Genomic DNA, 12,368 nt, shown 5'->3' on the forward strand with positions numbered 1-12,368 from the left:
CCCCGGCCCGCAACGCCCCGTCCCCTGAGCCGGTGAATCCCGGTGTTACCGCGGGTGAAACGCGGTGCGCGGGGTTTGAGGACGGCGAGTCCGGGTAACGGCGATTCCTTCCGGTGCGGGGGCCGGTCGATCACCGCGGACCCCCGCGGCGGGTTCGCCGGACGAGCGCCGGGAGCGATGGTCGTGGCGGCGGAGCTCGCCGGCCCGCGGCCCGTCGAGCCGCGCCGGAACCGGACGCCGAGCGGCTGATCGTCCGGATCGTCCCGGAAGCGCAGTCCCTCCGGCCGTTCGCGGGCCGAGGGACCCCGCGGGGTGAACCGTGCGCCGCCGTCGCCCGTATATCCGGTGACGACCGCCGCCCCGCCGCAGGGGCCGGCGGTCCCCACCGTGCACCACGACGTGAGGCTCGCCATGGTTGAGAACATCGGTCTGCCGCTGGTGCGGCGCACCCGCCGCCGTACCCCGGTCCCGGGGGCGGCCCTGGCCGACTTCGGGCTGCCGCGGCCCGGTCGTCGGCGGCACGTCGTCGCGAGCCGGATCCTCACCGTGCTGGCCGCGCTGCTCGTGCTGTTCGGGTTCCTCGCTCCGGACGACCTCAACTCGTTCTCCGCCACGGCGCTCGTGCGCGTGCCGGTGGAAGGCCTGCTCGTCGTCGCGTTCATGCTGGTCCTGCCCCCGCGGGCGCGGCGCGTCGCCGCCGTGGTCGTCGGGCTGGGCCTCGGGCTGCTCACCCTGATGAAGGCCCTCGACACCGGCTTCTACGCGACCCTCGAGAAGCCGTTCGACCCGATCTACGACTGGAGCTTCTTCCACGCCGGCGTCGAGTTCCTCGCCGGGCAGATCGGGGACGCGGCCACCGTCGCCGTGCTCGCCGGCGCCGGGCTGCTCGCGGTGGCCGTGGTGGTGTTCATGGTCCTCGCGATGCTGCGGCTGAGCCGGATCGCCGCCGGTCGGCGGACCGGGGCGACCCGCGTCGTGGCCGTGCTCGGGGTGATCTGGATCGTCTGCTCGGTGCTCGGCGTGGAGATCGCGCCGGGGCAGCCCGTCGCCGCGCAGAGCGCTGCGGCGCTGGCCTACGGCGACCTGCGCCAGGTGGGTGCCGACCTGCGCGACCAGCGGCCGTTCGGGGAGGTGGCCGCCGACGACGCGTTCCGGGCCACCCCGGGTGCGGGGCTGCTGAACGGGCTGCGCGGGAAGAACGTCGTGCTGACGTTCGTGGAGAGCTACGGGCGGATCGCGCTCGACGACCCGGACTTCGCGCCGAAGATCGGCGCGACGCTCGACACGGGCACCGCCCAGCTGCGCGCGGCGGGCATCGGCGCGAAGAGCGCGTTCCTGTCGTCCTCGACGTTCGGCGGCGGCAGCTGGCTGGCGCACTCGACGGTGGAGTCGGGGATGTGGATCGACAACCAGCAGCGGTACAACGACCTCCTCGGCAGCGACCGGCTGACCCTCGGCGGGGCGTTCCAGCGGGCAGGCTGGCGGACCGTGTGGGACGTGCCCGCCCACACGAAGGACTGGCCGGAAGGGCAGAAGTTCTACCACCCGGACGCCTACTACGACGCGCGGAACATCGGTTACCACGGACCCGGGTTCGCCTACGCGACCATGCCGGACCAGTTCACCTTTTCGATGCTGCAGCGCAACGAGCTCGCGAAGGCGGGGCAGCAGCCGGTGATGGCCGAGGTCGACCTCGTCTCCAGCCACGCGCCCTGGTCGCCCCGGCCCTGGCTGGTCGACTGGAACCAGGTCGGTGACGGCTCGGTCTTCGCGCCGATGCCCGCGGCGGGCGAAGCGCCCGAGTCGGTCTGGAAGGACCCCGCGAAGATCCGGGACGCCTACCGCGACGCGACCGACTACTCCCTGAAGACGCTGATCTCGTTCGTCCAGCACTACGGCGGCGACGACCTCGTGCTGGTGTTCCTCGGCGACCACCAGCCGCCGGTGGTCACCCCGCAGGGCGCCGTCCACGACGTGCCGATCACCATCGTGGCGAAGGACCCGAAGGTGCTGGACCGGATCGCCGGCTGGGGCTGGCAGGACGGCCTCCACCCGGGCGCGCAGGCGCCGGTCTGGAAGATGGACTCCTTCCGCGACCGCTTCCTCACCGCCTTCGCCCGCTGACCGTCCAATTCGGACACTCCCGTGCCGTGGGCTTCCGCCGCCCGCCCGGTGCGCCTATCGTGGTGGTGCCGGGCGGGGAGCCCGGCCGATCCACGGACACGGGAGGGTAAGTGGATCCGCAGGGGAACTTCACGGCCGCACACCCGTCACGGGGCACCCGGCTGCGCACCGCGCCGCCCGGGGTCCTGCCGTACTACCTGGTGGTGGAGGCCGGCGCCGTCGTGCTGGCGTTCGCCGTCCCGTCGGCGCCACCGACGGGACGGGAGTGGCTCTTCTTCGCGATCCTGCTGGGCTCGGCGGTGCTGCAGGCCGAGCTGTCGGCCAAGGCCGAACGGATGCAGCGGTTCTTCGCGCGGAACCCGCACATCAGCGTGAACTCGGTGTGGATCTTCGCCGCGGCGCTGGCCACCCCGCCCGTCTTCGCGGCCGTGCTGACGGTGCTGATCTACGGCCACCTGTGGCTGCGGATGGCGGACGTTCCCGGGGCGCGACCGTACCGGTTGACGTGCTCGGTGGCCACGTTCGTCGTCACGGCCTTCGCCGCCCGGGCCTTCGCCGACCTGTTCGGCGCGAGTCGGGGCGTGGCCGCGACGCTCGCCGCCGGCCTGACGTTCTTCCTGGTCAACACCGTGCTGGTGATGATCGGGTTCAAGCTCCACGAGCCGGCTCGCCCGTGGCTGTCGCTCGCGGGATCCGCCTCGGAGAACGTGCTCGACGCGGCCACGCTGTGCCTCGGGGCCGTGGCCGCGGTCCTGCTGACCGCGCAGCCGTGGCTGGTGCCGCTGCTCGTGCTGCCGCTCGTGCTGCTGCGCCGGGGCGAGCTCGGGCGAAGGCTCGAAGTGCAGTCGCGTGACCACAAGACCGGGCTGCTCACCATCTCGGAGTGGCGGGCACGGGCGGAGGCGGAGCTGGACCGGGCGCGGCACCACCGCGGCCTGTGCGGGATCCTGATGATCGACGTGGACCACTTCAAACGCGTCAACGACACCCACGGCCACCTGGCGGGCGACGACGTGCTGCGCGCGGTCGCCCTGGCCGTCCGGAGCGAAGTGCGGATCTACGACGCGGTCGGCCGGTTCGGCGGCGAGGAGTTCGTCGTGCTGCTGCCGGGGATGGGGCCGGCCCATGCGGTAGGGGTCGCCGAGCGGATCCGCGACGCGGTGGCGCGCCTGGTCGTCGAGGTGGCCGAAGGCGCGAAGCGGATCGAAGGCTTGTCGGTGTCGGTCGGGGTGGCTGTGCACCCGGCGGCGGGCAGCGGGGTGGACCAGGTGCTCGGGGCCGCGGACAAAGCGGTGTACGAGGCGAAGAACACCGGGCGGAACCGGGTTTGCGTGAGCCGGTGAGGAATTACGTCGCCCGCCATCCGTCCAGGGTCGCGGGCTAGCCCGGATGGAGCAGCGCCGTGACTTTCTGCTGTGCGCAATTCACTGGCCCGATGAATTGCCGGTAATTCTCGCAAACTCCTACGCTCGTGATGTCGGGTTCTCGGCGCTGAGGAGTGGTCATGCGTAGGAAATGGGCGGTTTTCGCGATCGCTGTGCTTTCCCTGTTCGGCCTGTCGGCCGGGCCGGCGGTCGCGGCAGGCGGCGATTTCGCGCCACCCGGCTGCTTCGGCGAGCGCTACGGGATCCTGTTCGGACAGGGCGTGTCGATCAGCTGTTTTCCCGGTGAAGGCTACGGGTATCGCGTGATCGCGCACTGTGCGAACGGCAGTGCGTTCTGGCTGGTGGTCGGTCTTCCGGTGCCCTACGGATTCGGCCCGGCGATCGCGGAGTGCTCCGGGGCGCTGTTCGTTCCCGCCCAGGTGGTCGGGTACCACATCGACGAAATCTGATTCGGGCACGAAACCGCCCGGCCGCCGGTTTTCCCGGTGGCCGGGCGGTTTCATGTCCGGATTCCGTGACCGGCGTTCCCGGCCGGCGGACCTCCGTCGCCGTGACGGGCGGCTACCGGGGTCGGCGCCGGGGCTCGAGGGGCGGCCGGGCACGTCCGTTGCCCGGCCGACTCCTGTTCGGGCCGCCGCTCGCGGGGGTCGTGCTGTACTTGGTTCAGACCTTTAAGCAACGCGGCGAAGAAGGGTGGCGATGCGGGCGGGCCGGTGGCCGGTCCGCCCTGTTGTCGTGCGCGAGGAAACCCTTGTGCGCCAGTAATCTCCGCTAGTTCCTCCACAGTGGACGGTGTGTTCACCCTCGCGAATTCCGGACAGAAGACCGGACAAATCTGGACCTGCGGGCGGCGTCGCCCGCACACTCGCGAACGTGTGTTTCTTTCCCCCGGCCTTGGAGGAGTACCCATGCGTCGAAGAATCGCCCTCGCTCTCGGCGGCGTCGCCGTCCTCACCGCGTCACTCGCCTCCGCCTCCCTCACCCCCGCCCAGGCGTCACCCGGCCTGCTCGCCGCCATGCAGCGGGATCTCGGGCTCACCGCCGCCCAGGCCTCGACCCGGCTCGCCCAGGAAATGTCCGCCGCCCGGGTGCTGCCCGCCGCGCAGCAAGCCGCCGGTGCCGCGTTCGGCGGCGCGTGGTTCGACCCGGCGCGGGGCAAGCTCGTCGTCGGCGTGACCGACCCGGCCGCGGCCGCGGCCGTCCGGCAGGCCGGGGCCGAACCCACCACCGCCCGGGTCAGCGCGGCGAAGCTGGACGCCGCGAAGGCCGCGATAGACGCGTCGGCCAAGGCGGAGTCCGCCCCGGCCGGCGTCAGCGGCTGGCGCACCGACCCGCGGGCCGGCAGCGTCGTGGTCACCCTGCGGCCGGGCGCGCACGGCGCCGAGGTCGACTCCTTCCTGGCCCGGGCGGCCAAGGCCGGCCCGGTCACCGTGGCGACCGCGCCGGCCGCCCAGCCGTTCTCGGCCGGCACCGTCGGCGGCGACCCGTACTACATCAACGGCAACACCCGCTGCTCGATCGGCTTCTCCGTGCAGGGCGGGTTCGTCAGCGCCGGGCACTGCGGCGGCGCGGGCAGTTCGGTCGTCGGCTGGGACGGCTCGTGGATGGGCACCTTCGCCGGATCTTCCTTCCCCGGCAACGACTATTCGTTCATCCGCATCGGCGGCGGCTGGTGGACCGCACCGGTCGTGCTCGGCTGGGGCACCGTGAGCGACGCGCTCGTCCGCGGGTCCTGGGTCGCGCCGGTCGGCACGTCGGTGTGCCGCTCGGGTTCGACGACGCACTGGCACTGCGGTGTCGTGGAGGGGCTCAACGAGACGGTCAACTACTCCCAGGGCGCCGTCTACCAGGTGACGCGCACGAACGTCTGCGCGGAGCCCGGTGACTCCGGCGGCTCGTTCATCACCGGCGACCAGGCGCAGGGTGTCACGTCCGGCGGCTGGGGCAACTGCAGCTCCGGTGGCGAGACGTGGTTCCAGCCCGTGAACGAGATCCTGCAGACCTACGGCCTGTCCCTCGTGACGGCGTAGCGGCGCCGGACGCCGGCGGCGGCCGATGAATCCGGCGGCCGCCGCCGGTAGGTACCGGTGCGGCCGCGCCACCGGGGCGCGGCGAGAAGTCACCGGGAGCAGTCATGAGCGTGATCGTCGTCGAATTCACCACCCTGGACGGTGTCGTGGAGGACCCGGACGGTTCCGGCGGCACGGCCACCGGCGGCTGGGCCTTCCGGCACGGTCCGGAGGCCGTGGCCGGGGACAAGTTCCGGCTCGGATCCCTGCTGGAGACCGGCGTGCTGCTGTTCGGCCGGACCACGTGGGAGCTGTTCGCGAAGCTCTGGCCCGGCCGCTCGGGCGAGTTCCCCGACCGGCTCAACGCCGCGGCGAAACTGGTCGCCTCGCGGACCCTGCACGACGTCTCCGCGTGGCAGAACTCCACCCTGCTGCAGGGAGATCTCCTCGACGCGGTCGAGCACGAGGGACGGGACGTGATCGTCATCGGCTCGGTCGGGATCGCGCAGACCCTCGCCCGCCACGGCCTCGTCGACGAGTACCGCCTGCTCGTCTTCCCGAGTTCGGCCGGCGCGGGCCGGCGGCTCTTCGACGGCGTCGCGGCGGATCTCGCCTTGGTGTCCACGACGCGGGTCGGGGCCGCGATCCTCAGCACGTACCGGACGCGCTAGGTCGCAGGAGGCTCGCGAGCCAACCGCCGAGGACCTGCTGGACCTCGGCCCGGGTGCGCGCCGGGTCGTCCGCCGCGGCGATCATCCTGGCCGCCTCCATCACGGCGCTGAGTACCAGCTGCGCCAGGGTGCGGACGGGCGTCTCCACGATCAGCCCGTCCGCCCTGGCCTGCTCCAGCACGGTGATGATCAGGCCGAGGCCGTACTCCGCTTCTATCTTGCGCCAGACGTCCCAACCGAGCACCGTGGGTGCGTCGGTGAGCGAGATGCGGCGGACCTCCTCGCGCAGGCAGGCGTCGAGGAAGACGCCGAGACCCTGCACCATGCCGGTCAGCGGGTCCGCGCTGCCCGCGAACGCGGCCGCGACCTCTTCGGTCAGTTCGCGTTCGAGTTCCTCGACGACGGCGCGGAACAAGCCCTGCTTGTCGGCGTAGTGGTGGTACAGCGCGCCGCGGGTGACGCCCGCGGCGCGGGTGATTTCGTCCGCCGGCACGGCCTGGTAGCCGCGGACGGCGAACAGTTCGCGCGCGGCGGCGACCAAGGCGGCCTTCGTGCCGGCGGAACGATCCTGCTGGGTACGTCGCACCCGCCTAATCTGCCATGACGCCCGTGAACTCGACGATGTGGCGGGCCAGCACCGCGGGCTGGTCCTCCGGCAGGAAGGTGTAGGAGTCCGGTACTTCCACGAGTTTCGCGTTCGGCAGCAGAGCGGCGAGCCGGTGGGCCAGCCGGATCGGGAACAGCTTGTCCTCCGGCGCCCACGCGAGCAGGACCGGCCGGTCGAACGTCCGCAGGGCCTCGGCGGCGGCCAGCGTGTGCCGCGGGTGCACCTCCCGCAGCAGCTTCCGCAGGTCCCGGCGGACGCCGGCGGACTTGCGCAGCGGCGCCAGGTACGCCTGCGCGACGGCGTCCGGCAGCGGCCGCTTGACCACCCAGCCGAAGAGGATCGGCAGCCCGTACAGGGCGCGGATCCGCAGGAGCTGGCCGAGCACCGCCATCGACCCGGGGATCCGGGCGAGCGGCGGCAGGGCCTTGAAGATCGGCGGGAAGAAGTATTCGAAGCAGTCGGACGGCGTGAGCACGACCCGGCCGACCCGCTCCGGACGCTGGCTGAGCAGGATCTGCGTCAGCGCACCGCCGGTGTCGTTGGCGACGAGCGTGACGTCATGGAGGTCCAGCGCGTCGAGGAAGTCGGCGATGACGTCGGCCTGGCCGACGGGGGAGAGATCGGCGTCCGCGCGCATCGGGATGTCGTGCGAGCCCAGCGGCAGATCCGGGGCCAGGCACTGGAATCCGGCCGCGGCGACGTCGGGGACGACCTTCCGCCACAGCTCGGCGTTCGTCAGCACCCCGTGGACGAACACCACCGGGGCTCCGGTGCCCCGCTCGCAATACCGTAGTTCGCCCGCCGGTACCCGGACCCGATGCTCTCGCCCCAATGTTTCGCTGCGGTTCGGCATGCGTCGAGAATACATACATGGTGTATGTATGTATAGCGGTCAGGAGGTGACCGTGAAGGGTGGTCCGGTGGTGGTGCGGCCGTTCCGCCTCGTCCAGCAAGGCCATCGCGAAGTCCTCCATCGCGACCCGGTGTCGGGCGGATCGCGGTGATCACGAGGTCTTGGCCGCGGGCGAGGGAGAACGTCCCGTGGCCGATGGGCAAGCCCGAGGCGGGCGACCGGGATGTCATTGTTGTGCTGGGGGACGCGGTGATGCCCCGGGACTTGGCTTCGGGGAAAGGTCGGATCCGGGGGCATCACCGCCCGCGGGACAGCTGACACGGTGTCCTGCGGTGGACTCACCCTACGAACCGCCGGGGGTCCTGACCAGGGCCTCGATGCGGTGTCGATGGTTTGTCGCCCGGTTGGTCACCGGGGGTACCGAGAGTGGGTCTCCGCGAACCTCTCCGTCGGCTCGGGTTCGTCCGGCGGCCGGTCGGCGTGGCGGTGGACGATCTTCCACGCGCCGTTCTCGCGCCGGTACACGTGCGTGGCGCGCAGGGTGTACGTCGTGGGTGTGCCGTTGATCGACACCGTGTTGTGCTCGAAGCCGATGGTGTAGGCGAGGTCGCCGCTCGCGCCGGCCGCGATGACCTCGAAACGGTACTCGCTCGGGTCGGAGAACTGGGCTGCCACTCGCTTGAACGCTTCGCTCACCTCGGCCCAGCCGGTGCGGATGGGCAGCCAGGCCCCGAAAAGGCTCACCGGATCGGCCTGTGACCACAGAGCGGCGCGCGGTTCCGGGTCGCCCTCGTGCATGGCTCGTTCGGCCGCGGTCTGCCGCGGCAGCATGTCGGCCAGGAACGCGTCGGCAGGTGCTGGCATGATGACTCCAATGCAGTAGTACTGTGTTCAATGCAGTGAGGATGTATCGGATGAGCGATCCCGTCAAGCGGCCTTATGACTCGAGCCGGCGCCGGGAGCAGGCGAAGGAGAACCGGCGGCGGATCCTGGGCGCGGCGCACGACCTGTTCGTCACCCGCGGTTACGGCCGGACGACCATCGCCGACGTCGCCGCCGAGGCCGGGGTCGCTCCCGAGACGGTCTACGCGGCGTTCAAGAACAAGCCCGCGCTGCTGCACCGCGTCTGGGACGTGGCCGTGGGCGGCGACGACCAGGACGTGCCGCTGCTGGCACGTCCGGAGATGCGGGCCGTGCTCGCCGAGTCCGACCTGCGGGCCCGGCTCACCGCGTTCGCCGTCTTCAACACCGCGACCATGCGGCGGACCGCGCGGCTGCACCTCGCCGTGCGCGGCGCGGCGGCGAGCGAGCCCGCGGCGGCCGCGATGCTCGGCGAGATCGACCGCCAGCGGCTGGAGAGCATGGCCGGGCACGCGCGGGCAGCCGCGGCCACCGGGCAGCTGGCGGTCGCCGAAGAGGAGTGCCGGGACGTGCTGTGGTCCACGACGGACGGGACGCTGTGGCACCAGCTCGTCGAACGACGCGAGTGGCCGGACGAGCGGTATGCGGCCTGGCTCGGCCGGCTCTGGGTGTCGGCGCTGCTGGCTTGACCGGCCCGGGGCTCGCGCCTAGCCTCAAGTTGAAACTTCAATCATTTGGCGCGCGGAGCCGACCGCGCGCAGCGCAGACCGCGGGAGCACCGATGTCGATCTTCCGGCTGAACCACGCCGTGCTCTACGTCCGGGACCTGGCCGAAAGCGTGGCGTTCTACCGGGACGTGCTCGGCTTCGCGTACATCGACGGCGGTGACGCGCACCGCGGCGCGGCGTTCCTGCGGGCACCCGGGTCGGCCAACGACCACGACCTCGGCCTCTTCGAGATCGGCGCCGACGCCGCCGACTCGGGCGCCGGGCGGACGTCGGTGGGGCTCTACCACCTCGCGTGGGAAGTCGACACCCTCGGGGACCTCGAGCGGCTCGCGGCCCGGCTCACCGAAGCGGGCGCACTGGTCGGCTCGTCCGACCACGGAACCACGAAGTCCTTGTACGCCAAGGATCCCAGCGGGCTGGAGTTCGAGGTCGTCTGGATCATCCCCCGTGAACTGCTCACCGAGGAGGACCGGGCGAAGAGCGCGTCCACCGGACGGCTCGACCTCGCGGAGGAGCTGGCGAAGTACGGTCCCGACGCACGCAGCGGCGTCGGGATCTCGCGCTCCTCCTAAACCGTGGCGCCCGCGCGGGTCGGCTCCGAAGCGCGCTGCCGGACGGGAAGGTTGCCGAGCGCGAAGCGGCCCGGGCCGACGAACGCGACGAGGAGCAGGGACCAGCAGAACAGCGCGGCCGCCTCGCCGCCGTTCTGGATCGGGAGCAGCCCGTTCGGCAGGTGGACGACGAAGAACGCGTAGGCCATCGAGCCGGAGCCGAGGATCGCGGCGACCCGGGTGCCGAGGCCGACGCAGACGAGTACGCCGCACACGAGCTGGATGACCGCGGCCCACCAGCCCGGCCAGGTCCCGACGGGGGTGGCGGACTTCGCGCCGAACAGGCCGAACAGCGTCTTGAGGCCGTGGCAGGCGAAGAGGAAGCCGATGACGATGCGATAGAGCCCGATGATGTGTTCGCGGGCCCGGTCCAGACGGTGCATGGTGCCTCCGGTGAGCGGGGGAGAGGGCGGCATCGAACCGGCCGGCGGTGGGGCCGGCCGCTGCGAATTCGGTGGTTCAGATATACCGCTCGTGGGGAGTTGCCACAAGGTTCCGGAGTCGTGTAAGTCGATTTCGAAAATTACGAGCTTGCGGCGGCGGTCGTCCGGCATCCGTGCGGGGCAGGGAAAATAGGCCGTACGGGTGATCTTCGACCGGTGGTTCGGGCCGGCGTGGAACCGGTGTGTTCTGGCGGGATTTTTTCGATTCTTTCGATGTGTCGACTTAACGGGCCACTTAACAAAATCGTGGATCCGAATGCCGCATTCGACGCGCCCGAATGAGCTATGGCTCGTCGGCGCCGCACGCTCCGAAGGAGACAGTCGACTTGATCGACGAGTTCCTCGACCGGCTTGAGGCAGCACCCCCTAAGGTGGCTCCATGGTGGACGAAGAAGTCGTCTCGGAGCGCATCCGGCAGATCGCCGCCACCCTCGAGGGCCGCGCGGGCGAACTCACCGGTGACCTGGTCCAGCTGTACGCCACCGATCTGCCGCAGCTGGTCAACGACGACGAGCGCATGGTCAGCCTGCTGTCGGCGAGCGTGTACCAGAACATCGAGACCGCACTGCAGATCTTCCGGCACGGCATCGACCCCGCGACCGTCGAGCCGCCGGCCGCGGCGATGGAGTACGCGCGCCGGCTGGCGCAGCGCGGCACCCCGGTGTTCGACCTGATCCGGGCGTACGACCTCGGGCAGGCCGCGATGCTCGACTTCGGGTTCGAGGAGTGCACCCGGCTGGTCGACGACGCGGCCCTGCTCGGGGCTATTCTGCGCCGGCTGCTGCGGGTCGCCTACGAGTTCATCACGCGGGTCGTCCGCCAGCTCGTCGGCGTCTACCAGGACGAACGCGACCGCTGGCTGCTCAACCGCAGCGCGGCGCGGGCGGCGAAGGTGGCGGACCTGCTGGGGGAGAACGGCGCCCCGCCCGACGTCGACGCGGCCGAGGCGGTGATCGGTTACCGCCTGCGCGGCACCCACGTGGGGATGATCATCTGGCACGCGTCGGCGGCCTTCACCGACGACCCGCTGTCGTTGCTGGAGTCGGTCGCGGGCGCGGTGTTCGAGCGCGTCCGCGGGCAGGGGCGGCCGCTGTTCGTGCCCCGGGACGAGGCCAGCGCCTGGGTGTGGCTCCCGCTCGCGCCGGGCGCGTCGGTCGGCCGTGAGCACCTCGACGCGGCGCTCGCGGAAGCCGAAAGCGGGGTGCGGGTGACCGTCGGCGACCCCGGCACCGGGGTCGGCGGCTTCCGGGACACCCACCAGCAGGCGCGGCGGGTGCACGCGCTGGCGCTGGCCGCCGGGGACCACTGCGACCACGTGCTGACCTTCCGGGAGGTCGGCACCGTGGCGCTGATGACGAGCGACCTGAACGCGGCTCGGCTGTGGGTGGCGAGCACGCTCGGGCCGCTGGCCGCCGACGACGAGAACTGCGGACGGCTGCGCGAAACGCTGCGGGTGTTCCTCACCTCCGGTGGCAGCTACACCGCGGCGGCCGGCGAGCTGACCATGCACAAGAACTCCGTGCAGTACCGCGTCCGCAAGGCGCAGGAGCTGCTGCCGCGCGGGCTCGCCGAGGGACGGCTGGACGTGGAGCTGGCGCTCGCCCTGTGCCGGCGGCTGGGCGCGGCGGTGCTCTCCCCTGCGTGACTTTGGTGTCCCGGACCACCCGCGTCCAAGATCGTTGGGCCGTCGGCACGAAGTCCGCGCGGTGATCTGCCTCTACCGTTTTCCCATGGGTGAGAACGGTGGAATGCTGGCGCTGGTGCGGCTACGCCGAGGGGTCGTCGGCGAAAGCAGACGCGTCTGCCACCTGATCCCCGTGCCGACCGGCCCGGCGCCGGAGCACCTGACGGCGCTGTGCGGCGAGTCGATCTTCCCCGCCGAAGCCGAAGTGCTGGACGGGCTGCGCGGCATGCCGTGCCACGCGTGCCTCGTGCGCAGTGCCCCGGCGGGACAGGGCTTCCTGGCGAACGCGGGCTGAGCCGTGCGCGGCGGGGGGGGGGGGCGCCCCCCCCCCCGCCCCCCGCCCCCCCCCCCCCCCCCCCCCGCCGGCCCCCCCCACAAGGGGTGCTTAAATT

At 71.7% G+C, this 12,368-nt stretch carries 13 protein-coding genes; 9 read left to right on the forward strand and 4 right to left on the reverse strand.

Translation table 11 applies throughout. The features are described 5' to 3' along the window. Window positions 1-411 precede the first annotated feature (411 nt). The 5 genes from AB0F15_RS30310 (at window position 412) to AB0F15_RS30330 (ending at window position 6,189) form a co-directional block, all read left to right on the forward strand. Entirely contained in the window at window positions 412-2,124 is a 1,713-nt protein-coding gene (locus AB0F15_RS30310) for a sulfatase (protein WP_360277580.1), read from the forward strand. Between the two features lie 110 nt (window positions 2,125-2,234). Continuing rightward, window positions 2,235-3,467 carry a GGDEF domain-containing protein gene (locus AB0F15_RS30315; protein ID WP_360277583.1) on the forward strand — a complete coding sequence of 411 codons (1,233 nt, stop codon included), beginning with the start codon at window positions 2,235-2,237 and terminating at the stop codon, window positions 3,465-3,467. 161 nt (window positions 3,468-3,628) lie between these two features. Further along, on the forward strand, window positions 3,629-3,958 hold the full coding sequence (locus tag AB0F15_RS30320) for a hypothetical protein (RefSeq protein WP_360277585.1): 330 nt from the start codon (window positions 3,629-3,631) through the stop codon (window positions 3,956-3,958). A 459-nt stretch (window positions 3,959-4,417) separates the two neighbouring features. After that, window positions 4,418-5,539 (forward strand): S1 family peptidase, encoded by a 1,122-nt coding sequence (locus AB0F15_RS30325; RefSeq protein ID WP_360277588.1) that lies wholly within the window; start codon window positions 4,418-4,420, stop codon window positions 5,537-5,539. A gap of 104 nt (window positions 5,540-5,643) precedes the next feature. Next, window positions 5,644-6,189, forward strand: coding sequence for a dihydrofolate reductase family protein (locus AB0F15_RS30330; RefSeq protein WP_360277591.1), 546 nt, complete (start codon window positions 5,644-5,646; stop codon window positions 6,187-6,189). Here AB0F15_RS30330 and AB0F15_RS30335 read toward each other — a convergent pair. From AB0F15_RS30335 to AB0F15_RS30345, 3 genes are all read right to left on the reverse strand, one after another. After that, window positions 6,167-6,775 carry a TetR/AcrR family transcriptional regulator gene (locus tag AB0F15_RS30335; RefSeq protein WP_360277594.1) on the reverse strand — a complete coding sequence of 203 codons (609 nt, stop codon included), beginning with the start codon at window positions 6,773-6,775 and terminating at the stop codon, window positions 6,167-6,169. The genes AB0F15_RS30330 and AB0F15_RS30335 overlap by 23 nt on opposite strands. Window positions 6,776-6,779: 4 nt before the next feature. After that, a complete protein-coding gene (locus AB0F15_RS30340; RefSeq protein ID WP_360277596.1) occupies window positions 6,780-7,649 on the reverse strand; it encodes an alpha/beta fold hydrolase in 870 nt (289 codons plus the stop codon). A 408-nt stretch (window positions 7,650-8,057) separates the two neighbouring features. After that, on the reverse strand, window positions 8,058-8,513 hold the full coding sequence (locus AB0F15_RS30345; protein ID WP_360277599.1) for a nuclear transport factor 2 family protein: 456 nt from the start codon (window positions 8,511-8,513) through the stop codon (window positions 8,058-8,060). 50 nt (window positions 8,514-8,563) lie between these two features. Here AB0F15_RS30345 and AB0F15_RS30350 point away from each other — a divergent pair, with 50 nt between their 5' ends. Both AB0F15_RS30350 and AB0F15_RS30355 read left to right on the forward strand, forming a co-directional pair. Next, window positions 8,564-9,199: a helix-turn-helix domain-containing protein gene (locus tag AB0F15_RS30350; RefSeq protein WP_360277602.1), complete on the forward strand. Its 636-nt coding sequence runs from the start codon at window positions 8,564-8,566 to the stop codon at window positions 9,197-9,199. Window positions 9,200-9,291: 92 nt separating this feature from the next. Then, a complete protein-coding gene (locus AB0F15_RS30355; protein WP_360277605.1) occupies window positions 9,292-9,810 on the forward strand; it encodes a VOC family protein in 519 nt (172 codons plus the stop codon). Here the strand turns inward: AB0F15_RS30355 and AB0F15_RS30360 are convergent. Further along, on the reverse strand, window positions 9,807-10,232 hold the full coding sequence (locus tag AB0F15_RS30360; RefSeq protein WP_360277607.1) for a DoxX family protein: 426 nt from the start codon (window positions 10,230-10,232) through the stop codon (window positions 9,807-9,809). The genes AB0F15_RS30355 and AB0F15_RS30360 overlap by 4 nt on opposite strands. A gap of 439 nt (window positions 10,233-10,671) precedes the next feature. Between AB0F15_RS30360 and AB0F15_RS30365 the strand changes: the two genes are divergently transcribed. Further along, on the forward strand, window positions 10,672-11,937 hold the full coding sequence (locus AB0F15_RS30365) for a helix-turn-helix domain-containing protein (protein ID WP_360277609.1): 1,266 nt from the start codon (window positions 10,672-10,674) through the stop codon (window positions 11,935-11,937). Window positions 11,938-12,022: 85 nt separating this feature from the next. Continuing rightward, the gene (locus AB0F15_RS30370) at window positions 12,023-12,271 is read left to right on the forward strand and encodes a hypothetical protein (RefSeq protein WP_360277612.1); all 249 of its coding nucleotides are present in this window, start codon (window positions 12,023-12,025) and stop codon (window positions 12,269-12,271) included. The last annotated feature ends 97 nt before the right edge of the window (window positions 12,272-12,368 follow it).

This window comes from Amycolatopsis sp. NPDC026612 (genome assembly GCF_040638285.1).
In the GTDB taxonomy this organism is placed as follows: domain Bacteria; phylum Actinomycetota; class Actinomycetes; order Mycobacteriales; family Pseudonocardiaceae; genus Amycolatopsis.